Genomic DNA, 22928 nt, shown 5'->3' with positions numbered 1-22928 from the left:
GAACAACTCCCACAACTCGTCCGGCACCAGCCGCTCAACAATCCCCACCACGACCGACAGCCTACCCAACCACCCAAATGAGATGGCCTCTTAGGCGCCGAGCCTGCGCCCCCGGACCCGCCCGCCTCAATGGCCGGCGGGGCTCAGAGATCGGGGCTCCGCCCCGGACCCCGCGCCTCAAACGCCGGCGAGGCTGGATGGCGCCGGCGAGGCTGGATTGCCGGCGCCTGGCGCGAGGGGTCGGCCAGTCCAGCCACCCCGGCTCGGCCGCGCGGTTCCGCGGCTTCGCCGACGCCCAGGCCGGGGACCGCGCATCGGGCCCGACGGCGGAGGCGGGTCAGCGGGGTTGTTCCGGGGGGCGTTGGCGGGGCATGTTCGGGCGGGTGCCCGGGGGGAGGGGGTAGCGGGGCGGAGGCAGGGCCCCCGGCTCGCCTCCGCGCGCGGAGGACGTGGACAGGGACTGCATGAGCAGGGGGGCCGGCCCGTTGCCGAACTCCACCATCCACTCCGCGGTCTCCGACCGCACCAGCTCCGTCACGTCCTCCGAAAACCTCCGCAGCACGGTCAGGCACCGCTCCGCCGCCTCGCTCGCCGTCCCCTCCGTCGGCCCCAGCACCTCCCGTACGTTCTCCGAGGCCCAGTCGAACTGCAGGGTCTGCAGCCGGCGCTGCACGGCCTGGGCGGTGGCCACGTCCCGCATCCAGCCCGAGGTGAACCCGAAGAACCGGTCGCACCCCATGCAGGCGGCCCCCAGCAGCAGGGCCAGGTACCCGTACGACGTGGCGCCCGGCGCGGAGCCGGTGAGCTCCAGCAGCGGCATCGAGGCGCCGATCACGGCCCCGGCGGCGGCCCCCGCCCGCAGGATCCGGGCCCCGAGCCGCTTGCGGGCCCGGTCGGACATGTACCACTCGGCGGTGCGCAGCGCATCCGCCTCGACCCGCCGGTAGAGCTCGTCCAGCCGCTCGGCGGGCTCGCCCCAGTCCCCGAGGGGGAACGGTCCGCCGGTCAGATCGCCCGCCGCCATCGGCCCGCCGCCCTCCTCCCGGGGATCCCGGGGTGGCCCCTCGGGCTGCATCTCCGGTTGGCTCACCCGGCACTCCCTCTGCCTGCGCTGACTGTGGTGGTGCGCGTGTGCGCAATGATGCGCATGCTCTTCCTACCTCCGAACGGCGGCGGATGGGCGTCGAATCCCCGGATTTCCGCCCGCAAGGAGGTCTCCATCAGGGACGCGCACGCCCCGCCCCTCACCCGAAAGAGTTGGTCCTCACGGCGTAGGGCGCTGCGCCCGGTGAGCACGTAGGCTCGGATTGACCAAGCGTCCCAGACGCGTCCCGACGGTACGGAGTGAATGACCTGTGTTTCCCGGTGGCGGTCAGCCCAACATGCAGCAGCTGCTCCAGCAGGCCCAGAAGATGCAGCAGGATCTCGCGGCGGCCCAGGAGGAGCTGGCGCGTACCGAGGTCGAGGGCCAGGCCGGCGGCGGCCTGGTGAAGGCGACCGTCACCGGCTCCGGTGAGCTGCGCGCGCTGGTGATCGACCCGAAGGCGGTGGACCCGGAGGACACCGAGACCCTTGCCGACCTGGTGGTCGCGGCCGTGCAGGCGGCCAACGAGAACGCCCAGGCGCTCCAGCAGGAGAAGCTGGGCCCCCTCGCCCAGGGCCTGGGCGGCGGCGGTACCGGGATCCCCGGCCTGCCGTTCTAGCCCTCAGTCCCCCCAGTCCCCCCAGACCCTTACCGTTCCGTTTTCTCGAGAGTAGGCAGTCCGTTGTACGAAGGCGTGGTCCAGGACCTGATCGACGAGCTGGGCAGGCTGCCCGGTGTCGGGCCCAAGAGCGCGCAGCGGATCGCCTTCCACATCCTGCAGGCGGAGCCCGCGGACGTCCGGCGCCTCGCGCACGCGCTGCTGGAGGTCAAGGAGAAGGTACGGTTCTGCGCCGTGTGCGGGAACGTGGCGCAGGAGGAGCGGTGCGGCATCTGCCGCGATCCGCGCCGGGACGCCACTGTGATCTGTGTGGTGGAAGAGCCGAAGGACGTGGTCGCGATCGAGCGGACGCGCGAGTTCCGGGGCAAGTACCACGTCCTGGGCGGCGCGATCAGCCCGATCGAGGGCGTGGGCCCGGACGACCTGCGCATCCGCGAGCTGCTCGCGCGCCTCGCGGACGGCGAGGTGACCGAGCTGATCCTCGCCACCGACCCGAACCTCGAGGGTGAGGCGACGGCCACGTACCTCGCGCGCATGATCAAGCCCATGGGCCTGAAGGTCACCCGCCTGGCCAGCGGGCTCCCCGTCGGGGGAGACCTGGAGTACGCGGACGAGGTCACGCTCGGGCGGGCCTTTGAAGGAAGGCGACTTCTCGATGTCTGACGCAACGCTGAACATCCTGGGCCAGGATCCGGACGACTTCGCCGTCTCGATCGCGGACCAGATCGAGTCCTTCATCGTCGCGGTCACCGAGGTGGCCAAGGGCGAGGACCCGGACAGCGCGGTGCCCTTCCTCCTCCTGGAGTTCTCCCAGCTGCTGCTCGCGGGCGGCCGGCTGGGCGCTTACCAGGACGTCCTGCCCGACGAGCGCTACGAGCCGGACCTCGGCCCGGAGCCGGACGTGGACGAGCTGCGCGAGCGCTTCGCGTACCTGCTGGAGCCGGTCGACGTCTACTCCGAGGTCTTCGACCCCTACGAGCCGCGCAAGGCCCCGGTCGCGCACCGCATCTCCGACGACGTGGCCGACGTGGTGGCGGACCTGCGGCACGGCCTGGCGCACTACGGGGCGGGCCGCACGGCCGAGGCCCTGTGGTGGTGGCAGTTCTCGTACTTCTCCAACTGGGGCTCGACGGCCTCGGCCACGCTGCGCGCCCTGCAGTCGCTCGTGGCACACGTACGCCTGGACCAGCCGCTGGAGGCCCTGGACGGGCTGGACACCGACGAGGACCTGGCCGAGGACGACCTCGCCGAACAGGCGGGACGGGTGATGGCCGAGGAGATCGGGGCCCGGCTCGGGGTGCGGGGCAACCACGCGGAACCCCGGCTCTGATCTTTTCGTCTCATGATGCGGTACGAAGCGGTCGGATCGCGGCTGCTCGTTACACTGCATCCGCAATGAGACGGACCGAGCGAGGAGCGCACGTGGGCCTTGTCGTGCAGAAGTACGGAGGCTCCTCCGTAGCCGATGCCGAGGGCATCAAGCGCGTCGCCAAGCGGATCGTGGACGCCAAGAAGAACGGCCACCAGGTGGTCGTCGTGGTTTCCGCGATGGGCGACACGACGGACGAGTTGATCGATCTCGCCGAGCAGGTATCGCCGATGCCTGCCGGGCGCGAATTCGACATGCTGCTGACCGCCGGAGAGCGGATCTCCATGGCCCTGCTGGCCATGGCGATCAAAAACCTGGGCCACGAGGCCCAGTCGTTCACCGGCAGCCAGGCAGGCGTCATCACCGACTCGGTCCACAACAAAGCGCGCATCATCGATGTCACGCCGGGCCGTATCCGCACCGCGCTGGACGAGGGCAACATCGCCATCGTCGCCGGCTTCCAGGGTGTGTCCGCCGACAGCAAGGACATCACCACCCTGGGCCGCGGCGGCTCGGACACGACCGCCGTCGCGCTCGCCGCGGCGCTGGACGCCGAGGTCTGCGAGATCTACACCGACGTCGACGGCGTCTTCACCGCCGATCCGCGCGTGGTGAAGAAGGCCCGGAAGATCGACTGGATCTCCTCCGAGGACATGCTGGAGCTCGCCGCCTCCGGCTCCAAGGTGCTGCTGCACCGCTGCGTGGAGTACGCGCGCCGTTACAACATCCCGATCCACGTCCGTTCGTCCTTCTCCGGACTGCCGGGTACCTGGGTCAGCAACGAGAAGCCCGAGTCGCAAGGGGACGAGCAGGTGGAGCACGCCATCATCTCCGGAGTCGCCCACGACGTCTCCGAAGCCAAGATCACTGTCGTCGGCGTTCCGGACAAGCCGGGCGAGGCCGCGGCGATCTTCCGCGCCGTCGCGGACGCCGAGATCAACATCGACATGATCGTGCAGAACGTGTCCGCCGCGGCCACCGGCCTGACGGACATCTCCTTCACCCTCCCCAAGACCGAGGGCCACAAGGCCATCGACGCCCTGGAGAAGGCGAAGGCGCAGATCGGCTTCGACTCCCTGCGCTACGACGACCAGATCGGCAAGATCTCACTGGTCGGCGCGGGCATGAAGACCAACCCGGGGGTCACCGCCTCCTTCTTCCAGGCGCTGTCCGACGCGGGCGTCAACATCGAGCTGATCTCCACCTCCGAGATCCGCATCTCGGTGGTGACCCGCCAGGACGACGTCAACGCGGCCGTCGTCGCCGTCCACACGGCCTTCGGCCTCGACTCCGACAGCGACGAGGCGGTCGTCTACGGAGGCACCGGACGATGACGCCGGCCCGGTCGACCCCGGCTCCGGCGCTCGCCGTGGTCGGGGCGACCGGAGCGGTCGGATCGCTCCTGCTCCAGAACCTGTCCCGGCGGGCGGACGTCTGGGGCGACATACGCCTGATCGCCTCCGCGCGCTCGGCCGGCCGCATGCTGGCCGTGCGCGCCGAGGAGACCGAGGTGCTCGCCCTCAGCGAGGACGCCTTCGACGGCCTCGGTGCGGGCGACGTGGTGCTCTTCCTCACCCCGGCCGAGGTCTCGGCCCGCTGGGCGCCGGTCGCCACCGCGCGCGGCGCGGTCGTCGTCGACCAGTCCGCGGCCTTCCGGGAGGACCCCGAGGTGCCGCTCGTGGTGCCCGAGGTCAATGCGCCGGCCGTACGCAACCGGCCGCGCGGGATCGTCGCGAGCCCGGACTGCGTCACCGCCGCCATGATCGCGGCTCTGGGTGCGCTGCACACCGAGTACGGGCTCGCCGACCTGACCGTGTCCTCGTACCAGGCCGCGAGCGCCGCCGGACGGGCCGGCACCGAGACGCTGCGCCGGCAGCTGTCGCTGGTCGCCGGGACTTCCCTGGGCGAGATGACCGGGGACGTGCGGCGCGCGGTCGGCGAGGACACCGGGCCCTTCGCGGCCCCGCTCGCGCTGAACGTCGTCCCGTGGTCGGGGGAGCTGCGCGAGGGCGGCTGGTCCTCGCACGAGCTGGCCGTACGGGCACAGACGCGCCGGATCCTGCGGCTGGAGGCGCTCCCGGTGGCGGTGACCTGCGTACAGGTGCCGGTGCTGACCGGGCATTCGCTGAGCGTGCGGGCCCGGTTCGACACCGCGGTGGACGCGGGGCGGGCGCGGGAGGTGCTGGAGGCCGCGCCGGGGGTGGTCGTCGTGGACGATCCGGCGGCGGGGGAGTTCCCGACCCCGGTGGACGCGGCGGGCACGGACCCGGCGTGGGTGGGGCGGTTGCGGGCCTCGCTGGACGATCCGCAGTCGCTGGAGTTCTTCGTGTGCGCCGACAACCTCCAGGGCGGGGCCGCCCTGAACGCCACTCAGATCGCGGAACTGATCGCTGGTGAATTCGCGTAATTCACTTTGTAGGATCAGTGTTGATCCCTTGATCAAGGTGATGGCCTGACTGCCGCTGGACGGACGGGGCAATCAGGAAGAGCGAGTACGCATGAGGGCAATGAAGACATTGCTGGTGAAGTCGCCTCGCGCGTACAACCCTGGCGGGGGGACGCGTGTCCAACTGGCGTGGCAGAGGCACTTCTCGAATACGCCGGCGCTCCGGTGCGCAGCACGATCGCCGTACCGCGCCGGCGCCCCCGCACGCCCGGTGGCTTCCCGGTGATCGTGCCGGTTCCGCCGACCGTGCCGCCGGCCACCCTGACCGCCCTGCCGACCCCGGGCGGCCGCGTGCCCGCGCCGCGCGGTAGCGCCGAGGCCTCCGGGAGCGGTGAGGCCTCCGCAGCCGGCGGGGAGGAGGCGGGCACCACCGGAACCACCGCCGCGGGCGCCGGTGCCACCACCGCCGATGCCACCGCCGCCGACGGCACCGACGGTGCGCGCGAGGTCGTGGCCGGCACGACCGTCGACCACCTCACCGAGACCTACCGGGCCCACTACCGCTCCCTGCTGGGCCTCGCCGCACTGCTCCTCGACGACACCGCCTCCTGCGAGGACGTCGTCCAGGAGGCGTTCATCCGCGTCCACTCGGCCCGCAACCGGGTCCGCGACCGCGACAAGACGCTGGCGTACCTGCGCCAGACCGTCGTCAACCTCTCGCGCTCCGCGCTGCGCCGCCGCATCCTCGGCCTCAAGCTGCTCTCCAAGCCGATGCCGGACATGGCCAGCGCCGAGGAGGGCGCGTACGACCAGCTGGAACGGGACGACCTCATCAAGGCCATGCGGGGGCTGCAGCGGCGGCAGCGCGAGGTGCTGGTGCTGCGGTACTTCGCGGACATGACCGAGGCCCAGGTCGCCGAGACCCTCGGCGTCTCCCTCGGCTCGGTCAAGGCGTACGGATCGCGGGGCATTGCCGCGCTGCGGGTGGCGATGGAGGCTGCGCAGTCATGATGGACGACCACACCGCGCCGGGCGGCACCGCCGAGGAGCAGGAGCTGCGGAACCTCTTCCACGGCGCGGTCGCGGAACTGCAGCCCTCCGACGGCGCCCTGGAGCGGCTGCAGGCCGCCGTCCCCGCCCGCCGGACGCGCAGGCGGCGGCGGGCACTGGTCGGTGCGGCCGCGGCGGTCCTGCTCGCCGGCACCGCCGTCCCGACCGCCCTGCACCTGCGCACCACCGGCGGCGAGGGCAGCGTCGGGGAGCACTCCGCCATGGCCGGCCACGGCGAGGACTCCGCCGCCGCGGAGGCCGGCGACGGCCCCGCGCACCACCCCGGCGGCCCCGGCGACGGGCCCCACCCGCCCCAGGCGCCCGGCCACGGCATCGGCCCCGGCGGCACCGGCAAGCTCCCCGACTCCGCGGCCGGCGGCTCCCCCGAAAGCGGCCACGCCACCGGGGAGGCGACCTCCGGAGCCTCGGCCGGGCCCGGCAGCGGCCTCGGCGCCGGCCCCATGCCGCCGGTCGCCGCATCCGGCGTCCCGGCCTGCGGGGCCGAGCAGCTCGGCGTGCAGGGCAGCGCCCGCGCCCCCGAGCCCGACGGCAAGGTCTACGGCAGCTTCAAGGTCACCAACGTCTCGGCCCGCGGCTGCGCCGTCGTCGGCCCGGACACCGTCACCGCCTCCTCCGTGACCGCCTCCGCGCCCGGCAAGAACGCGGGCGTCACCGTGGTCGGCCACACCGCGGGAGACCCGGCGGCGGCGCTGCTGCCCGACCCGTCGGCGGAGGCGTCGGTGATGCTGCTCCAGCCGTACACGGCGTACGAGGTCCGCTTCGCCTGGGTGCCCTCGGACCAGTCCTGCCCGGCCGCCACGCCCGACCCCGCCACCAAGACCCCCGCGGGCAGCCCCCCGCAGGAGGAGCGGCGCACCACCGACACCCCGGCCGCGGCGGGCACCACCGCCCGCACCGACGCCCCGGCCCCGGACCCGGCGGCCGGTGTGGCGGTGACCCACACCCCGAACACGGCCGTGCCCGGCGTCGCGCCGACCACCCAGGCGACCATTCCCGCGGCCTGCGGGGGCACCGTCTACCGGACGGGCGTCATTCCGCTGGAGACCCCGGCCCCGACGCCGAAGCCGTGACGGGGGCGTCCGCGGCGGCGCCGGTTCCGGTGCCGCCACGGGTGCCGGCGTCCGTACGCCCGGAGCCGTCGGCCCCGGCCAGCAGCCCGGCCTCGGCGTCGCGGAGGGTCTCCACCTCGCGGCGGTACAGCCGGAACCACATGAACAGCACGAACGCGACGAAGACGAACCACTCGCCGGTGTAGCCGAGGTTCTGGAAGGCCTTCAGGTCGAGCCCGGTGTTGGTCGGCGCCTGCGCGGGCACCGGAGTCATCCCGTCCGCCGGGGTCTGTACCGTCAGCCAGGCGTCGTACAGCTCGTACGGGACCAGGTTGACCAGCGAGGCGGCCCCGATCACCCCGAGCTGCCCGGCCGGCAGACCGCCCTGCGCGTGCACGCCCTTGCTGGTGGAGGTCTCCGAGGCCTGGAGCGCCCCGGTGACCTCGACCCGCCCGGTCGGCGCGGCCGGCGCCCGGCCCGCGTCCGGCGCGCCCGGCAGCCAGCCGCGCACCACGGGGACGGCCTTGCCGGAATCGGTCTTCAGCAGGGTCAGGACGTAGAAGCCGTCCTTCCCGTCGAGCCGCCGCTCCGGGACCAGCAGCTGGTCGGCGTACTGGCCCGACACCGACGCGAGCCGGCCGGAGGTCTGCTTGTCGACCGGAAGCAGCGACTCCAGCGGCGCCGCGGCCTCGCCGGCCGGGCGCCCCCCGGCCGCCTCCCGGTGCGTGGCGACGCGGTCCTCGAACCGGCCGAGCTGCCAGGTCCCCATGAACAGGCAGAAGGGAACGGCGAGCGCGACGAAGACGTTGATCCCCCACCAGCGCGGGGTCAGGAGAAACCGGTGCACCCCACCACCGTACGGGGGGTGCACCGCGATCACCGTGGCGGGGGCTCGGGGCGTCCTCAGCGCGGGAGGTGCTTCAGCGCGAACTCCAACTCCATCCGGACCTGCTTGATCCGCTCCTCCACGACGAGCGAGCCGTGCCCGGCGTCGTAGCGGTACACCTCGTGCACCGCGCCGCGCGCCGCCAGCCGGTCGACGTAGTGCTCGATCTGCCGGATCGGGCAGCGCGGGTCGTTGACGCCCGCCGCGATGTGCACCGGTGCCGTGACCGCGTCCACGTACGTGAGCGGCGAGGACACCTCGTAGCGCTCCGGGACCTCCTCCGGCGAGCCGCCGAAGAGGGTGCGGTCCAGCGCCTTCAGCGCCTCCATCTCGTCGTGGTACGCCGTCACGTAGTCGGCGACCGGCACCGCGGCCAGGCCCACCGCCCAGGCCTGCGGCTGCATGCCCAGCCCCAGCAGCGTCAGGTACCCGCCCCAGGAGCCGCCCGACAGCACCAGCCGCGCCGGGTCGGCCAGCCCCGAGGCCACCGCCCACTCCCGGACCGCCGTGATGTCCTCCAGCTCGATCAGCCCCACGCGGTGCTTGAGGGCGTCGGTCCACTCCCGGCCGTACCCCGTCGAGCCCCGGTAGTTGACCCGCACGACGGCGAAGCCGTGGTCCAGCCAGGCCGCCGGGCCCGCGGCGAACGCGTCGCTGTCGTGCCAGGTCGGGCCGCCGTGCACCTCGAAGACCGTCGGGAAGGGGCCCTCGCCGTGGCCGACGGGCCGCTGCGCGAGCGCGTGGATCCGCCCGCCCGGGCCCTCCACCCACACGTCCTCGACCGCCACCGAGCCGGGCGGCCGGAAGCCGGGCGGGTCCAGTACGACCCCGCCCGCGGTCGACCGGATCGAGGAGGGCTCGGCCGCCGAGGACCACTGGTACTCGACCGTGCCGTCGGGCCGTGCCGTCGCACCCGAGACCGTCCCCGGCGGCGTGTCCACGCGCACCAGGTCCCGGCGGGCCAGGTCGTAGCGCCACAGCTCGCTGCGGGCCTCGAAGCTGTGCTCGACCAGCAGCGCGGAGGCGTCCGGGTACCACTCGGCGCTCACGTCGCCCGGCAGGTCCAGCGCCAGGTCCTCCTGCGCGCCCGTGGCCACGTCCCACACCATCGGCTCCCAGCGGCCGCGCCGCTGGTGGCCGACGAGCAGCCGGGTGTCGCCGGCGACCGGGGCGAAGCCCAGGACCTCCAGCCCGAGCTCCTTGGTGCCGCCCTCGGAGTCGTCCAGCTCGGCGACCGTGGCGCCGTCCAGGGTCAGCACGCGCAGGGACGCGTGCATGGCGTCGCCGTGCTCGGTGTGCTCGATCGCCAGCAGCGTCCCGTCCCGGGACAGGTCGCCGACGCCCGCCGACTCGCGGTGCCGGTAGATCACCACCGGCTCCGCGCCGCCCGGCCGCACCACGTGGACCGTCGTGCCCTCCTCGTCCGTCGACCGGCCCACGACCGCCGTGCCGTCCCGGCCCAGGGCGAGGCCGGCCGGGTACGAGGGCTCCAGGCCGGGCGTGGCCGGCTCGTCGGGGCCGCCGGCGAAGGGCTGGCGTACCCAGGTGCCGAACTCGTCCCCGTCGGTGTCCGAGAACCACCAGATCCACTCGCCGTCGGGGGAGAGCGTGCCGTCGGTGGTGCCGTTCGGCCGGTCGGTGGCCTGCCGCTGCGTGCCGGTGGCGCGGTCCCAGGCGTACAGCTCGTACGTCCCCGTCGCGTTCGACACGAACAGGGAGCGGTCCGGAGCGTCCTCGGCCCATTCGGGCAGCCCGACGCGCGGCGCCCGGAAGCGCTTCTCCCAGTCGGGCATCGCCGTGTTCTCAGTCATACCCCTATGTAACCCGATTGGCGCTGTCGGATGGTCGGTCCGGGCAGGAGGGAGGAGTGTGGGCGGAGTCCCACCCAGCTATTCCCGTGAGGAGTGATCATGGCGAAGCAGCGCAAGGAGCCGGCGCAGGACACCCGCCGAGCGTCGCAGTCCGGGTCAGGGCAACGGCAGCGGCCGGCCCAGCTGGTCGAGGACGTCGGAGAGGCCCAGCGGCTGGCCATGGAGGAGGACCGGATGCGCGAGCAGCGCAGGAAGGGCGGTCGCGGCTGACAGAGCCCTGCCGGTGACCTGAGCCCGCCCGCCCCTGCGGATGCCGCCTCCGCCGAACGGGGGGACAGTGGAGGGACGTACGCCCTCCGGTGTGCCCCGAGGAGGAGTGACCATGGCCAAGAAGGACCGCGCCGGCACGGCACAGGCCGCCGAGCGCGAGCGCGAGCGGGCGAAGAACACCGCGGCCGAGGCCCGCGCCAAATCCGCGGCGCGCGATGCGTCCCTGTCGGCGAAGACGAGGGGGATGCAGCAGAAGGCCCAGGCCAAGCGCGGCTGAGCGGGTGTCCGCCCGGCCGGGCCGCGGCCGCCCGGGCCTGCGGTTTCCCGTGATTCCCCGGAAACCGCAGGCCTCGGCCCTAGGCTGGCCGCATGCGGATGATCGTCCGGGGTGCCCGCCTGCTGGCGGCCGACCGCCCCGTGCTGCGCACCGGCCTGTACGACGTGGAGGTCGCCGAGGACGGCCGGATCGCCCGGGTGGTCCCGTACGACGACCAGAAGGAGCCCCCGGCCACCGGCGTCCGCATCGAGGCGCACGGCGGCCTGCTGACCCCGCCCTTCGTCGAGCCGCACATCCACCTCGACACCGCCCTCACCGCCGGACAGCCCCGCCCGAACGCCTCCGGCACCCTCTGGGAGGGCATCGCCTGCTGGAGCGAGCGCAAGTCCACCCTGACCCGCGAGGACGTGGTCGCCCGCGCCACCGAGGTGCTGCGCTGGCAGGCCGCCCAGGGCGTGCTGCACGTACGGACCCACTGCGACACCACCGACCCGGCACTCACCGCCCTCGACGCGCTGCTCGAAGTGCGGGACCGGGTCCGCGACTTCATGACCCTCCAGATCGTCGCCTTCCCGCAGGAGGGCATCGTCTCCTTCCCCGGCGGGGAGGCCCTGCTGCGCGAGGCGGTGGCCCGCGGCGCGGACGTCGTCGGCGCGATCCCGCACTTCGAGGACACCCGCGAGGACGGCGTCGCCTCCCTCGGCATCGCCTTCGCCGTCGCCGAGGAGCACGGGCTGCGCGTGGACGCCCACTGCGACGAGATCGACGACGAGCAGTCCCGGTTCGTGGAGGTACTGGCCGCGCACGCCCTGCGCACCGGGCTGCGGGAGCGGGCGACGGCCTCGCACACGACGGCCATGGGCTCCTACGGCGGCGCCTACAGCTTCAAACTCCAGCGGCTGCTGGCGCGTTCCGGCATCAACCTGGTCGCGAACCCCTTCGCCAACCTCAACCTCCAGGGCCGCTTCGACGCCTACCCCAGGCGGCGCGGGCTGACCCAGGTCAAGGAGATGCTGGCCGCGGGAGTGAACGTTGCCTTCGGGCACGACGACGTCATGGACCCGTGGAACGCGCTCGGCACCGGCAACCCGCTGCAGACCGCCCTCGTCGGCCTGTACGCGGCCCAGCTGACCGGCGCGGACGAGATCCCGGTGGCGTTCTCCATGGTCACCGACCGGGCCGCCCGCGTGCTCGGCCTGACGGAGGCCGAGTACGGCATCGCCGAGGGCGCCCCCGCCTCCTTCGTCCTGCTGCCGGCGCCGTCGCCGCTCGAGGCGATCCGGCGGCAGGTCCGGCCCCGGTACGTGGTCTCCCGCGGGACGGTCGTCGCCGAAGCCCCGCCCGCGCCGACCCGGCTGTCTTGGCCCGGCGAGCCTCCGATGGAGATCGACTTCGGCCGGCCTTCTACCCTGAACCCCCATGAGCACCTGGACACGTGACACCGCATCGGGCCGCGCGGCCCTGGAGATCGCCTCGGAGTACGCGGACGCCGCGCTGCTGAACCACTCCGTACGGTCGTACGCCTTCGGCGCCGCGTACGCGGCGCGCCACGGCCTCGCCTACGACGAGGACCTCTTCTACGTCAGCGCACTGGTCCACGACCTCGGGCTGACCGCGCCGTTCGACAGCCACACCCTGCCGTTCGAGGAGGCCGGCGGGCACGTCGCGCGCGTCCTGACCGCCGGACTGGGCTGGCCGGCCGAGCGGCGGGCCCGGGCCGAGGAGATCATCGTCCTGCACATGCGGGACGACGTCACCGCCGCCGAGGACGTCGAGAGCCACCTGCTCCAGGTCGGCACCAGCGCCGACGTCTCCGGGCTGCGGGTCGGCGAGTTCGACCAGGGCTTCGTACGGGCGCTGCTCGCGGAGCACCCGCGGCTCGGCTTCGGCAAGGCGTTCACCGCACTCTTCGAGGAGCAGGCGGCGCGCAAGCCGGGGTGCGCGGCCGCGGGCTGGGTCGCGAGCGGCGGCGCCGGGCGCGCCGGGAGCAACCCGCTGGACCGCCTGTAGCGGCACGTCACCGCAGCGGACGGCAGCCGGCGGTAGCCTGCGCCCATGTCGTGGGACGAGAACGGCACCCCCCACCCGCTCGCGCTGCGCCGCACCGGACGCAGCGAGCAGGAGCCGGACCGGCTGCCCGAGGTGCGGGAGCTGGAGGTGCTCGGCTGGGAGCCGGCGCCCGAGGGGGCCGAGTGGGTGTTCCTCCCGTACGTGTGGCCGCCGGCGGCCCGGACCTGGATCCCGGACCGCTCCACCCACTGGGCGGTGGACACCGTCCTGGACGGGCACGGCCACATCACGGACGTGCGGGCCGCCCCGCTGCCCGAGCCGGACCTCCACGGCCTCGACCGGGAGGCCGAGGAGGCCCTCGCCGCGCTGGGCCTGCCCCCGCGTCCGCCCGGCCGCCTGTGGCTGCTGCGTCCGGTGGGCGGCCTGCCGTCCCTCGACGCGGTCCTGGACCACCTCCGCACGGCGGCGCACTCCCGCCGCATCCCGGCGTCGCCCACCCCGGCCTTCCTGCACCTGATTCAGGAGGAACTGTCCTCCCTGGCTGCCTAGGGTGGCGGCATGAGGATGCGCCTGCACCAAGTCGTCGTGGACGCCCACGCCCCTGCGGCCCTGGCCCGGTTCTGGGCGCGGCTGGCCGGCGGCGAGCCCGTCCACCGGGACCGCGGCTGGTCCCACGTGGACCTGCCCGGCATCGCCCGGCTCGCCTTCCAGCCGGTGCCCGAGGGCAAGACCGTCAAGAACCGGCTCCACCTCGACCTCGCCGTCGACGACGTCGGCGCCGCCACCGCGCGGGCCGCCGCCCTGGGCGCCGTCCCGGCCGGTGATCCGGTCACCGACGACCAGGGGTCCTTCCAGACGATGCAGGACCCGGAAGGCAACGAGTTCTGCTTCGTCACGAGCACCGGCTAGGCCAGCGCCCGGTAGTGGGTGACGAGCCGCCCCGCATCGTCGAGCACATGGAACGCCAGCCCCGGCGCCAGCTCGAAGTCCACCGCCGCACGGCCCTCCAGCGGCAACGGAACGGTGGAGGCCACCCCCGGCGCCACCAGCAGCGGCAGCCCCGCGAAGGTGGTGGCCGCGGCCACGTGCGCGTGCCCGCACAGCAGGGCCGCGACCCGCGGATGGCGGCCCAGCACCTCGGCGAGGCGGTCCTCGCCGAACTGCCGGACCCGGTCCACGTACGGCGTGTGCAGGTCGACCGGCGGGTGGTGGAAGCAGACGAAGACGGGCCGGTCCCCCGCGAGGCCCGCCAGCGTCCCGTCGAGCCAGCGCAGCGTGGCGTCGCTGAGGTGGCCCTCGTCGCTGCCCGGCACCGTCGAGTCGCACAGCACGAAAACCGCCCCGGGCACGGCGACGACCCGGTTCAGCTCGTCCTCCTCCGGCTTGCCGCCGAGCAGCCCGGTACGGAAGGGGGCCCGCCGGTCGTGGTTGCCGGGCAGGACGAGGACCGGCCAGGGCAGCTCGAACAGCTCGCGCGCCTGCGCGTACTCCTCGTCCGCGGCGTGGTCGGCGATGTCCCCGGAGACCAGCACGGCGTCGACCGGGCCGGGTATGCCCCGCAGGTAGTCCATGACCTTCCGCGCACGCGCGGTGGCACGCTCCCCGAGGTCCAGGTGCAGATCACTGACGTGGGCGATGACGGTCAAGACAGGTCCCTCCGACGCGAGTTCCCCACGCCCCGGCGCAGGCGCAGACATCACGACGCTACCCAGCCCGGCCGCGTCATGGACGCGATCTTTGAGTCGGGGGAGCGTCCCGGGACGGCAGTCACCGTCGGTCACGCAGGAAAGCAGAAGAGCCACCTAGGAGATCTCCTAGGTGGCTCTGACCTGGTCTTACCAAGTCGGGGTGGCGGGATTTGAACCCACGACCTCTTCGTCCCGAACGAAGCGCGCTGCCAAGCTGCGCTACACCCCGATCGCCGCCGTTTTCGGGCCTTCGCCCTGGCGACATCGATTACTTTAGCGGACCCTCGGCCGGAGACGAAATCCGGTTTTCGCGGGGCGGTGCCCGAGGGGGTCAGGCCTTCGGGGCCAGGGTCAGCAAGGTCGCCTCCGGGGGGCAGGCGAAGCGGACCGGGGTGAAGCGGTTCGTGCCGCAGCCCGCCGAGACGTGCAGGTAGGCGCGGCGGCCGTCGGCCTCGTGGGTGGACAGGCCCTTCACCCGGTCGGTGTCCAGGTCGCAGTTGGTGACGAGCGCCCCGTAGAAGGGGATGCACAGCTGCCCGCCGTGCGTGTGGCCCGCCAGGATCAGCGGGTAGCCGTCGGCCGTGAAGGACTCCAGCGAGCGCAGGTACGGGGCGTGGACCACGGCGATCGAGAAGTCGGCGTCCGGCTCCGGGCCGCCGGCCACCCGCTCGTAGCGGTCCCGCTTGATGTGCGGGTCGTCCAGGCCGGTGAAGGCCAGCTCCAGGCCGTCCAGCTTCAGGCGGCCCCGCGTGTTGGTCAGGTTCACCCAGCCCGCCGCGTCGAAGGCGTCCCGCATGCCCTCCCACGGGTTGTGCACGGCGCCGACGACCGGCTTGTTGCCGTTCAGGCCGTGCCGTCCCTGCACCTTCTCGATCAGGTAGCGCCCGGGGTTGCGCAGCCGCGGCCCGTAGTAGTCGTTCGAGCCGAAGACGTACACGCCGGGGAAGTCCATCAGCGGGCCGAGTGCGTCGAGCAGCTCCGGCACGCCCTCGGTGTCGGAGAGGTTGTCGCCGGTGTTCACGACGAAGTCGGGGCGCAGCCCGGCGAGGGACTGCAGCCAGGCCCGCTTCTTGCGCTGCCCGCTGACCATGTGGATGTCCGACACCTGGAGCACGCGCAGCGGGCGCATCCCGGCGGGGAGCACCGGAACGGTGATCCGGCGAAGGCGGAAGGACCGCGCCTCGAAACCGGCGGCATAGGCCACACCCGCGGCCCCCACCGCCGCGATTCCGGCGGTGACCTTCAGGGGTACTCCGTAACGCGCACGCATGGCCCCATCGTCTCAGACCCGGAAAACCGGCGGGCGCCACCGGCCCTGTACCTGGCAGACTCGGGGCATGACCACGCTCAAGGCCAAGCTGCAGGATGACCTCACCACCGCGATCAAGGAGCGCAACGAACTCCACTCGTCCACGCTGCGACTGACCCTCGCCGCGATCACCAAGGAGGAGGTCGCGGGCAAGGAGGCGCGCACCCTTTCCGACGACGAAGTCCTCAAGGTGATCGCCAAGGAGGCGAAGAAGCGCCGCGAGGCCGCGGAGGCGTTCGCGCAGGGCGGCCGTGCCGATCAGGCCGCGCGTGAGACGGCGGAGGGTGAGTTCCTCGACACCTACCTGCCCAAGCAGCTCTCCGACGACGAGCTCGGCGCGATCGTCGCGCAGGCCGTCGAGGAGGCCCGGGCCGCGGGTGCCGAGGGGCCGCGCGCCATGGGCGCCGTCATGAAGATCGTGACGCCCAAGGTGGCCGGGCTGGCGGAGGGCGGCCGGGTGGCCGCCGCCGTGAAGAAGCACCTGGCCTGAGTACGTCCTGAGCACGTAGCGGGAGGGCCCCGACGCCGTTGGCGCCGGGGCCCTCCCGTTGCTGCTGTTGTCTGCGCTGTTGCCGCTACTGGGTGTCCGGGCCGCCGATCAGGCCCGGGTCCAGGGTGATCCCGGGGACCGGGACGTTCGGGGAGCCGCCCGTCGTGGTGCCCGTGGTGCCCGTCGAGCCGGTGGATCCGGTCGTGCCGCCGGGCTTGTTCGGCTTCCCGGGCTTGTTCGGCTTCCCGGGCTTCGGGCCCGTCGGGGTGCTGGGCCGGCCGCCGCCGACCGGCGCGCCGCCGCCGTCGAGGCCGACCGTGGCGAAGTTCGGGGCCTCGCGGCCGGCCAGGGCGCCGGAGACCGCCTGCTTCCAGATCGGGCCGGGCAGCCCGCCGCCGTAGACCTTCTCGAAGTACTGGCCGCCGATGTTGATGTTCTCCATCGACACCTGCTTGGCGCCGCCCGAGCCGACCCAGGTCGCGCCGGACATGTTCGGCGTGTACCCGACGAACCAGGCGTTGTAGCGGTTGTCGGTGGTGCCGGTCTTGCCCGCGTTCTGCCGGTCGGTCAGGCCCGCCTGGGTACCCGTACCGGAGTCGACCACGCCGAGCAGCAGCGTGTTGATGGTGTCGGCGGTCCGCTCCGTCATGACGCGGTCGCACTTGGACTTCGGCACCGACAGGGCCTTGCCGTGCGCGTCCGTGATCGACTCGATGGAGACGGGCGTGCAGTACGTGCCGCGGTTGGCGAAGGTCGCGTACGCGTTCGCCATCGTCAGCGGAGACATGCCCTCGGTGCCGAGTGCGATGGCCGGGACCTCGGGCAGCTTGCTGCCGTCGGCGGGGATCACCCCGAGCTTGGTGGTCATCTCGGTCACCGGGCACAGGCCGATTTCCGCGATCATCTCCGCGAAGTACGTGTTGACCGACTTGGCCATCGCGTCCCGCAGGTTGTACGCGCCGAACTCCGACAGCGACTCGTTCGGCACCCGCTCGTGGTCGGTGTTCACCCACGGCTTGTCACCGCAGGTCTCCACCGGGCCGGGGTACTCGATCTCCTGTGCGGTGGTGTACACCTTGCTCGCCGGCATGCCGTTCTCCAGCGCCGCGGCCGCGACGAACGGCTTGAACGTCGAGCCCGTCGGGAAGCCGAAGTTCGAGCCGCCCATCCGCTTGTCGACGGAGAAGTTGATCTGCGTCTCGTTCTTGCCGAAGCCGTACGGCTTGGACTGGCCCATGGCGAGGACCCGGCCGGTGCCCGGCTGGACCAGGGTGACGGCCGTGGCGACCCTGTCGTCCTGGTTGACGTGGTCCTTGATCGACTCGTTGACGGAGTCCTGGGACTGCGGGTCCAGCGTCGTACGGATGGTCAGGCCGCCCAGGTTCCACAGCTTGGCCCGCTCCTCGCGGGTCTTGCCGAACGCCGGGTCGGTCAGCACCGTGTTGCGCACGTAGTCGCAGAAGAAGCCCGCGCCCTTGACGGCGGTGATGCAGCCGTTCTTGGGCCGGGTCACCTTCAGCACGACCGGCTTCTTCTTCGCCTCGTCGGCCTCCGACTGCGGGATCTCCTTCAGGTCGGCCATCCGCTGGAGGACGATGTTGCGGCGCTTCATCGCCTCCTGGGAGTCGTTGACCGGGTCGTACCGGCTGGGCGACTGCACGAGGCCGGCGAGCAGCGCCGACTCGTCGAGGGTGAGGTCCTTGGCCGGCTTGCTGTAGTAGCGCTGGGAGGCGGACTCGATGCCGTACGCCTGCTGGCCGAAGTACGTGATGTTGAGGTAGTTCTCGAGGATCTTCTTCTTCCCGAGCTCCTCCTCGACCTGGATCGAGTACTTCAGCTCGCGGACCTTGCGCCCGAGGCTCTTCTCCTGGGCCTCGCGCACCTTCGTCTCGTCGTCGCCGGCCTCCTCGACGAAGACGTTCTTCACGTACTGCTGCGTGAGCGTCGAGGCGCCCTGCGCGGCGCTGCCCTCCTGCGCGTTCTGGTTGACCGCGCGCAGGATGCCCTTGAGGTCGACCGCGCCGTGCTCGTAGAAGCGCGAGTCCTCGATGGCCACGATCGCCTTCTGCATGTACGGGGAGATGGCCGTGAGCGGAACCACCTGCCGGTCGCGTGAGTAGACCATGGCGATCAGGCCACCCTCGGCGTCCAGAATCGTCGTGCGCTGGCTCAGCGGGGGTGTCTTGAGGTTGGCCGGGATCTCGTCGAATCCCTCGACCGTGCCCTTTGCGGCGAGTCCCAGGGCGCCTGCGCCCGGGATCGCGATGCCGGCCAGTACGACGCCGGCGAGAACGGACACCCCGAGGAACTTGGCGGCCTGTTGCGGCCCCGTGAGCCCGGCGCCCGAGCGCTTCTTTCCCATGGAGGGCAGCCTACGTTCTCATTCACCGGACACGCGCGAATGCCTTGGCCTAAGCTGTCCCCAACTGTCACAGCAGTGTGGTGCGACATCAACCCCCCGGCTTGATTTTCACCCTTCCCGAATGGGGTGGACTCATGTCCGAATCCCGTTCTTCACTCTGACGGCCGCTCGTCCCGACTCCGCCGATTACACCCGAATCGCCGGAATGGTCGGGCATGTCGCCGGATCACTCCGTCGGGTGATCTGCCGCTTACCCATAGTCCGTTCGGACCATTCAAGATTGGGCCCGTCGGGGGTGTTGCACTGTGCTCGCCTTCCGTAACGTCCTCAACTGGCAGCGGTGAATATGCCGCTACCGCCGTGGGGGAGCCTCGATTCGGGAGAGGACGGCGCCGGGATGGGCTGGGTTACCGACTGGAGTGCGCAGGCAGCCTGCCGCACTACCGATCCGGATGAACTGTTCGTTCAAGGAGCGGCACAGAACAGGGCCAAGGCGGTGTGTACCGGGTGTCCGGTACGGACCGAGTGCCTGGCCGACGCGCTCGACAACCGTGTCGAGTTCGGAGTATGGGGCGGAATGACCGAGCGGGAGCGCCGCGCACTGCTGCGCCGGCGTCCCACCGTCACCTCGTGGCGACGGCTGCTCGAAACCGCCCGCACGGAGTACGAGCGCAGTACGGGCATCCTCACCGTGGATGTGGATGTCAATGGGGAGATTGACGTTCCGTACGAGACCTACGCGGCAGCCGGGTAGCCGCCGCGCGACCCGCCCCGTCCGCCCCCGGGCGAGCGGCGAGAGGTCTGCATTCCGTACGAACGCCTACGCTCCGGCCGGCACTCCGGCCGCGAGTCGTTCTCCGATGGCCCGAAGCCCGGCGAGGTCGTGCACATCGCCGGGCAGGGCGGCCACCTCCGTCACCGCCACCTCCGGGTGCAGCGAAGTGAACCGGTCCCGCGTGCGCTGCTCGCGCGCGATCACCTGCATGCGCTCGGCGTGCAGGCGAAGCAGCCCGGCCGTGATCAGGTCCACGTCGGCGTCGGTCTCCGTCTCGGCATGCGCATCGGATCCCGGGCCGTCGGCAGTGGGGGAGCCGGTCTCGGGAGTCGACGCGGGGTCGAGGCCCTCGGCGTCACGAAGTCCAGCTTTCCCGGACTCCTGATCGACAATGCCGCCTTCCTCAAGATTCTCTGCGGCGGCCAGCGCCCGCTCCGCGGACAGCTGCGCGGCACCGCTCCCGTGCACCCGGTTCAGTACGAGCCCGGCCAGCGGCATCCGCTCCGCGGCCAGCCGCTCCACGAAGTACGCCGCCTCGCGCAGCGCGTCCGGCTCGGGCGCCGCGACCACCAGGAAGGCCGTACCGGGAGCCTGCAGCAGCCGGAACGTCGCGTCCGCGCGGGTGCGGAACCCGCCGAACATCGTGTCCATCGCCGCCACGAACGTCTGCACGTCCTTCAGCAGCGACGCCCCCATCAGCTTGCTGAGCGTGCCGGTCATCAGCGACATGCCGACGTTGAGGAACTTCATCCCCGCCCGGCCGCCCACCTTCGCCGGAGCCATCAGCACCCGGATGAACTTCCCGTCCAGGAACGACCCCAGCCGCTTCGGCGCGTCGAGGAAGTCCAGCGCGGACCGGCTCGGCGGGGTGTCCACCACGATCAGGTCCCAGTCGTCGCGGGCCCGCAGCTGCCCCAGCTTCTCCATCGCCATGTACTCCTGCGTGCCCGCGAAACCGGCCGACAGGGACTGGTAGAAGGGGTTGGCCAGGATCGCCTCGGACCGCTCGCGGTCCGCGTGGGCCTCGACGATCTCGTCGAAGGTCCGCTTCATGTCCAGCATCATGGCGTGGAGTTCACCGCCCTCGCCGGCCACGCCCGCGACCCTGCGCGGCGTGTTGTCGAGCGAGTCGATCCCCATCGACTGGGCCAGCCGGCGCGCCGGGTCGATCGTGAGGACGACCACCTTCCGCCCGCGCTCCGCCGCCCGCAGCCCCAGGGCCGCCGCCGTGGTGGTCTTGCCGACGCCGCCCGCGCCGCAGCAGACGATGATCCGGGTCGAGGGGTCGTCCAGCAGCCGGTCCACGGCCAGGGCCGACGGCGCGTCCATGCCGGCGCCGCCCGCGCCGGTACCCGTACTCGTGTTGTCGTCTTCCCCCGTCGCGCTCATTCCTCGCCCGCCTGCTTCCGCAGCTCCGAGGCCAGCTCGTACAGCCCGGCCAGATCCATCCCCGCGCCGAGCAGGGGCAGTTCGTACGTCGGCACCTTCAACTCCCGCAGTACGGTGCGCTGCGCGCGCTCCAGCTCCACCCGGCTCGCGTGCTCCGCGGCCTGCGTCAGCAGCGGCTCCACCAGCCGCTCCGCGAGGCCGCCGCGCCGGGAGCCGCCCAGCCCCGCCCGTGACAGGGCCCGGGCGACGTCGGCCCGTCGCTCGCCGCCCGCGGCGCGCAGCGCGTCCTCGTCCAGGTGGTGCGGGCGGACCATGTTGACCACGACACGCCCGAACGGCAGCCCCGCCCCCGCCAGCTCGGCGATCCCGTCGGCGGTCTCCTGGACGGGCATTTCCTCCAGCAGCGTCACCAGGTGGACCGCCGTCTCCGGGGACTTGAGCACCTTCATGACGGCCTGCGCCTGGTTGTGGATCGGCCCGAACCGGGCCAGGCCCGCCACCTCGTCGTTGACGTTCAGGAAGCGGGTGATCCGGCCGGTCGGGGGCGCGTCCATGATCACGTGGTCGTAGACGTACCGGCCGGACTTGTCCTTGCGGCGCACCGCCTCGCACGCCTTGCCGGTCAGCAGCACGTCCCGCAGGCCGGGGGCGATGGTCGTGGCGAAGTCGATGGCCCCGAGCTTCTTGAGGGCGCGCCCGGCGGAGCCGAGTTTGTAGAACATCTGCAGGTAGTCCAGCAGCGCCTGCTCCGCGTCGATGGCGAGCGCGAAGACCTCGCCGCCGCCCGAGGCCACGGCGATCTTGCGTTCCTCGTACGGGAGCGCCTCCGTCCCGAAGAGCTGCGCGATGCCCTGCCTGCCCTCGACCTCCACCAGAAGCGTCCGCCTGCCCTCGCGTGCGAGGGCGAGCGCGAGTGCCGCGGCGACCGTGGTCTTCCCGGTTCCGCCCTTGCCGCTGACCACCTGGAGCCTGCTCACAGGGCCTGAGCCTAACCACTCGCCCCTCGGGCCGCGCATGACCCTCCCCCACAGGCGATACGCTCGCCCCCATGACCAAGAAGTTCGAATACGCGACGGTCCCGCTGCTGGTCCACGCGACCAAGCAGATCCTGGACACCTGGGGCGAGGACGGCTGGGAGCTCGTCCAGGTCGTGCCCGGCCCGAACAACCCCGAGCAGCTCGTGGCCTACCTCAAGCGGGAGAAGGCATGAGCGGCGCCGTCGAAGCGAAGCTGGCCGAGCTCGGCCTGACCCTGCCCGAGGTGGCCGCGCCGCTGGCCGCGTACCAGCCGGCGGTCCGCTCGGGTGCGTACGTCTTCACCGCCGGGCAGCTCCCGATGGTCAAGGGCAGCCTGCCGGTCACCGGCAAGGTCGGGGCCGAGGTCTCCGCCGAGCAGGCGAAGGAGCTCGCCGCCGTGTGCGCGCTGAACGCGCTGGCCGCGGTGAAGTCCGTCGCGGGCGACCTGGACAGGATCGCGCGGATCGTCAAGGTCGTGGGCTTCGTCGCCTCGGCGCCCGACTTCACCGCGCAGCCGGGTGTCCTGAACGGCGCCAGCGAGCTGCTCGGTGAGGTCCTCGGCGACAAGGGCGTCCACGCCCGCAGCGCGGTCGGCGTGGCGGTCCTCCCCCTCGACGCCCCGGTCGAGGTCGAACTCCAGGTGGAACTCCTCCCCGACGCCTGATCCGGCGCAGCCGGGTTTCCGGGGCGGGGCCCGCACCGGGCTCCGCCCGGCCCCGCGCCTCAATCGCCGGCGAGGCTCGATGTGCCGCCCCCCGCTCCGAAGTCCCGCGCGGCGCGTTCCCGCTGCCCGCACCTTCGAGACCGGGGGAATCCAGCCCCGCTCCGCGCGGCGCGTTCCCGCAGCCTGCTCCTTCGAAGCGGGGCCCGGCAAAATCCGGCCTCGCCCCGCGTTCCCACAACCCGCACCTTCGAAGCTGGGGCCCGGCAAAATCCGGCCTCGTCCCGCGTTCCCACAACCCGCACCTTCGAAGCGGGGGCCCGGCAAAACCCAGCCTCGCCGGCGTTTGAGGCGCGGGTCCGGGCAGAGCCCGGTTCCCGGCGGAGCCGGGTTCCCTGGGGCTCCG

General features: G+C 72.4%; 25 protein-coding genes and 1 tRNA gene. 17 read left to right on the top strand and 9 right to left on the bottom strand.

Annotated features, from left to right (window positions below):
• Positions 1–337: 337 nt before the first annotated feature.
• Entirely contained in the window at positions 338–1090 is a 753-nt protein-coding gene (locus tag ABZ924_RS32825; protein ID WP_361918072.1) for an SLATT domain-containing protein, read from the bottom strand.
• 265 nt (positions 1091–1355) lie between these two features.
• On the opposite strand from ABZ924_RS32825, the gene ABZ924_RS32820 reads away from it, so the two are divergent.
• The 7 genes from ABZ924_RS32820 to ABZ924_RS32790 all read left to right on the top strand — a co-directional run bounded on the left by ABZ924_RS32820 (position 1356) and on the right by ABZ924_RS32790 (position 7599).
• Positions 1356–1703 (top strand): YbaB/EbfC family nucleoid-associated protein, encoded by a 348-nt coding sequence (locus tag ABZ924_RS32820; protein WP_361918069.1) that lies wholly within the window; start codon positions 1356–1358, stop codon positions 1701–1703.
• 63 nt (positions 1704–1766) lie between these two features.
• Positions 1767–2366, top strand: a complete 600-nt coding sequence (recR, locus tag ABZ924_RS32815) for a recombination mediator RecR (RefSeq protein ID WP_361918066.1) — start codon at positions 1767–1769, stop codon at positions 2364–2366.
• Positions 2359–3033, top strand: a complete 675-nt coding sequence (locus ABZ924_RS32810) for a DUF5063 domain-containing protein (RefSeq protein WP_361918063.1) — start codon at positions 2359–2361, stop codon at positions 3031–3033. The genes recR and ABZ924_RS32810 overlap by 8 nt, the downstream gene beginning before the upstream one ends.
• A 92-nt stretch (positions 3034–3125) precedes the next feature.
• Positions 3126–4406, top strand: coding sequence for an aspartate kinase (locus ABZ924_RS32805; protein ID WP_361918060.1), 1281 nt, complete (start codon positions 3126–3128; stop codon positions 4404–4406).
• Positions 4403–5479, top strand: coding sequence for an aspartate-semialdehyde dehydrogenase (locus ABZ924_RS32800; protein WP_361918057.1), 1077 nt, complete (start codon positions 4403–4405; stop codon positions 5477–5479). The genes ABZ924_RS32805 and ABZ924_RS32800 overlap by 4 nt, the downstream gene beginning before the upstream one ends.
• A 168-nt stretch (positions 5480–5647) precedes the next feature.
• Positions 5648–6469, top strand: coding sequence for a SigE family RNA polymerase sigma factor (locus ABZ924_RS32795; RefSeq protein WP_361918054.1), 822 nt, complete (start codon positions 5648–5650; stop codon positions 6467–6469).
• Complete coding sequence (locus ABZ924_RS32790) at positions 6466–7599, top strand: hypothetical protein (protein ID WP_361918051.1); 1134 nt, start codon at positions 6466–6468, stop codon at positions 7597–7599. Before ABZ924_RS32795 ends, ABZ924_RS32790 begins: the two co-directional genes overlap by 4 nt.
• Here the strand turns inward: ABZ924_RS32790 and ABZ924_RS32785 are convergent.
• Together ABZ924_RS32785 and ABZ924_RS32780 are read right to left on the bottom strand one after the other, a co-directional pair.
• The gene (locus ABZ924_RS32785; RefSeq protein ID WP_361918049.1) at positions 7559–8425 is read right to left on the bottom strand and encodes an SURF1 family protein; all 867 of its coding nucleotides are present in this window, start codon (positions 8423–8425) and stop codon (positions 7559–7561) included. The two genes, ABZ924_RS32790 and ABZ924_RS32785, sit on opposite strands and share 41 nt — an antisense overlap.
• A 56-nt stretch (positions 8426–8481) precedes the next feature.
• On the bottom strand, positions 8482–10275 hold the full coding sequence (locus ABZ924_RS32780) for a prolyl oligopeptidase family serine peptidase (protein ID WP_361918046.1): 1794 nt from the start codon (positions 10273–10275) through the stop codon (positions 8482–8484).
• A 99-nt stretch (positions 10276–10374) separates the two neighbouring features.
• On the opposite strand from ABZ924_RS32780, the gene ABZ924_RS32775 reads away from it, so the two are divergent.
• The 6 genes from ABZ924_RS32775 to ABZ924_RS32750 all read left to right on the top strand — a co-directional run bounded on the left by ABZ924_RS32775 (position 10375) and on the right by ABZ924_RS32750 (position 13741).
• Positions 10375–10545: a hypothetical protein gene (locus ABZ924_RS32775; protein WP_361918043.1), complete on the top strand. Its 171-nt coding sequence runs from the start codon at positions 10375–10377 to the stop codon at positions 10543–10545.
• Positions 10546–10657: 112 nt separating this feature from the next.
• Complete coding sequence (locus ABZ924_RS32770; protein ID WP_361918042.1) at positions 10658–10822, top strand: hypothetical protein; 165 nt, start codon at positions 10658–10660, stop codon at positions 10820–10822.
• Between the two features lie 92 nt (positions 10823–10914).
• Positions 10915–12261, top strand: a complete 1347-nt coding sequence (codA, locus tag ABZ924_RS32765; RefSeq protein WP_361918039.1) for a cytosine deaminase — start codon at positions 10915–10917, stop codon at positions 12259–12261.
• On the top strand, positions 12242–12832 hold the full coding sequence (locus ABZ924_RS32760) for an HD domain-containing protein (protein ID WP_361918036.1): 591 nt from the start codon (positions 12242–12244) through the stop codon (positions 12830–12832). Before codA ends, ABZ924_RS32760 begins: the two co-directional genes overlap by 20 nt.
• A gap of 45 nt (positions 12833–12877) precedes the next feature.
• Positions 12878–13381, top strand: a complete 504-nt coding sequence (locus ABZ924_RS32755; RefSeq protein WP_361918033.1) for a DUF5956 family protein — start codon at positions 12878–12880, stop codon at positions 13379–13381.
• Between the two features lie 9 nt (positions 13382–13390).
• Positions 13391–13741: a VOC family protein gene (locus tag ABZ924_RS32750; RefSeq protein ID WP_361918030.1), complete on the top strand. Its 351-nt coding sequence runs from the start codon at positions 13391–13393 to the stop codon at positions 13739–13741.
• Here the strand turns inward: ABZ924_RS32750 and ABZ924_RS32745 are convergent.
• From ABZ924_RS32745 to ABZ924_RS32735, 3 genes are all read right to left on the bottom strand, one after another.
• Complete coding sequence (locus tag ABZ924_RS32745; RefSeq protein ID WP_361918028.1) at positions 13738–14478, bottom strand: metallophosphoesterase; 741 nt, start codon at positions 14476–14478, stop codon at positions 13738–13740. The two genes, ABZ924_RS32750 and ABZ924_RS32745, sit on opposite strands and share 4 nt — an antisense overlap.
• A gap of 197 nt (positions 14479–14675) precedes the next feature.
• Positions 14676–14749, bottom strand: a tRNA-Pro gene (locus tag ABZ924_RS32740).
• Between the two features lie 102 nt (positions 14750–14851).
• Positions 14852–15790, bottom strand: a complete 939-nt coding sequence (locus tag ABZ924_RS32735; RefSeq protein ID WP_361918025.1) for a metallophosphoesterase — start codon at positions 15788–15790, stop codon at positions 14852–14854.
• Between the two features lie 67 nt (positions 15791–15857).
• Here ABZ924_RS32735 and ABZ924_RS32730 point away from each other — a divergent pair, with 67 nt between their 5' ends.
• Positions 15858–16319 (top strand): GatB/YqeY domain-containing protein, encoded by a 462-nt coding sequence (locus ABZ924_RS32730; protein WP_361918022.1) that lies wholly within the window; start codon positions 15858–15860, stop codon positions 16317–16319.
• 85 nt (positions 16320–16404) lie between these two features.
• Here ABZ924_RS32730 and ABZ924_RS32725 read toward each other — a convergent pair whose 3' ends face one another.
• Positions 16405–18681 (bottom strand): transglycosylase domain-containing protein, encoded by a 2277-nt coding sequence (locus ABZ924_RS32725; protein WP_361918019.1) that lies wholly within the window; start codon positions 18679–18681, stop codon positions 16405–16407.
• A gap of 397 nt (positions 18682–19078) precedes the next feature.
• On the opposite strand from ABZ924_RS32725, the gene ABZ924_RS32720 reads away from it, so the two are divergent.
• On the top strand, positions 19079–19435 hold the full coding sequence (locus tag ABZ924_RS32720; protein WP_361918016.1) for a WhiB family transcriptional regulator: 357 nt from the start codon (positions 19079–19081) through the stop codon (positions 19433–19435).
• 66 nt (positions 19436–19501) lie between these two features.
• On the opposite strand, the gene ABZ924_RS32715 is transcribed toward ABZ924_RS32720, so the two are convergent.
• Positions 19502–20785, bottom strand: coding sequence for an ArsA family ATPase (locus ABZ924_RS32715; protein ID WP_361918075.1), 1284 nt, complete (start codon positions 20783–20785; stop codon positions 19502–19504).
• 56 nt (positions 20786–20841) lie between these two features.
• On the bottom strand, positions 20842–21822 hold the full coding sequence (locus ABZ924_RS32710) for an ArsA-related P-loop ATPase (RefSeq protein ID WP_361918014.1): 981 nt from the start codon (positions 21820–21822) through the stop codon (positions 20842–20844).
• 71 nt (positions 21823–21893) lie between these two features.
• Between ABZ924_RS32710 and ABZ924_RS32705 the strand changes: the two genes are divergently transcribed.
• Together ABZ924_RS32705 and ABZ924_RS32700 are read left to right on the top strand one after the other, a co-directional pair.
• Positions 21894–22055 (top strand): DUF4177 domain-containing protein, encoded by a 162-nt coding sequence (locus ABZ924_RS32705; RefSeq protein ID WP_007264966.1) that lies wholly within the window; start codon positions 21894–21896, stop codon positions 22053–22055.
• Entirely contained in the window at positions 22052–22525 is a 474-nt protein-coding gene (locus ABZ924_RS32700) for a RidA family protein (RefSeq protein ID WP_361918009.1), read from the top strand. The genes ABZ924_RS32705 and ABZ924_RS32700 overlap by 4 nt, the downstream gene beginning before the upstream one ends.
• The last annotated feature ends 403 nt before the right edge of the window (positions 22526–22928 follow it).

This window comes from Streptomyces sp. NPDC046876, assembly GCF_040645035.1.
GTDB lineage: Bacteria > Actinomycetota > Actinomycetes > Streptomycetales > Streptomycetaceae > Streptomyces.
The sequence above is the reverse complement of the archived record's forward strand: the minus strand, read 5'-3'. Positions and strand labels throughout refer to the sequence as shown.

Coding starts and splice junctions, on each gene's coding strand:
- ABZ924_RS32810 (WP_361918063.1), top strand. CDS start 2,359: ATGTCTGACGCAACGCTGAACATCCTGGGCCAGGATCCGGACGACTTC.
- ABZ924_RS32800 (WP_361918057.1), top strand. CDS start 4,403: ATGACGCCGGCCCGGTCGACCCCGGCTCCGGCGCTCGCCGTGGTCGGG.
- ABZ924_RS32790 (WP_361918051.1), top strand. CDS start 6,466: ATGATGGACGACCACACCGCGCCGGGCGGCACCGCCGAGGAGCAGGAG.
- ABZ924_RS32780 (WP_361918046.1), bottom strand. CDS start 10,275: ATGACTGAGAACACGGCGATGCCCGACTGGGAGAAGCGCTTCCGGGCG.
- ABZ924_RS32775 (WP_361918043.1), top strand. CDS start 10,375: ATGGCGAAGCAGCGCAAGGAGCCGGCGCAGGACACCCGCCGAGCGTCG.
- ABZ924_RS32770 (WP_361918042.1), top strand. CDS start 10,658: ATGGCCAAGAAGGACCGCGCCGGCACGGCACAGGCCGCCGAGCGCGAG.
- codA (WP_361918039.1), top strand. CDS start 10,915: ATGCGGATGATCGTCCGGGGTGCCCGCCTGCTGGCGGCCGACCGCCCC.
- ABZ924_RS32760 (WP_361918036.1), top strand. CDS start 12,242: ATGAGCACCTGGACACGTGACACCGCATCGGGCCGCGCGGCCCTGGAG.
- ABZ924_RS32755 (WP_361918033.1), top strand. CDS start 12,878: ATGTCGTGGGACGAGAACGGCACCCCCCACCCGCTCGCGCTGCGCCGC.
- ABZ924_RS32750 (WP_361918030.1), top strand. CDS start 13,391: ATGAGGATGCGCCTGCACCAAGTCGTCGTGGACGCCCACGCCCCTGCG.
- ABZ924_RS32735 (WP_361918025.1), bottom strand. CDS start 15,790: ATGCGTGCGCGTTACGGAGTACCCCTGAAGGTCACCGCCGGAATCGCG.
- ABZ924_RS32730 (WP_361918022.1), top strand. CDS start 15,858: ATGACCACGCTCAAGGCCAAGCTGCAGGATGACCTCACCACCGCGATC.
- ABZ924_RS32725 (WP_361918019.1), bottom strand. CDS start 18,681: ATGGGAAAGAAGCGCTCGGGCGCCGGGCTCACGGGGCCGCAACAGGCC.
- ABZ924_RS32720 (WP_361918016.1), top strand. CDS start 19,079: ATGGGCTGGGTTACCGACTGGAGTGCGCAGGCAGCCTGCCGCACTACC.
- ABZ924_RS32715 (WP_361918075.1), bottom strand. CDS start 20,785: ATGGACGCGCCGTCGGCCCTGGCCGTGGACCGGCTGCTGGACGACCCC.
- ABZ924_RS32705 (WP_007264966.1), top strand. CDS start 21,894: ATGACCAAGAAGTTCGAATACGCGACGGTCCCGCTGCTGGTCCACGCG.
- ABZ924_RS32700 (WP_361918009.1), top strand. CDS start 22,052: ATGAGCGGCGCCGTCGAAGCGAAGCTGGCCGAGCTCGGCCTGACCCTG.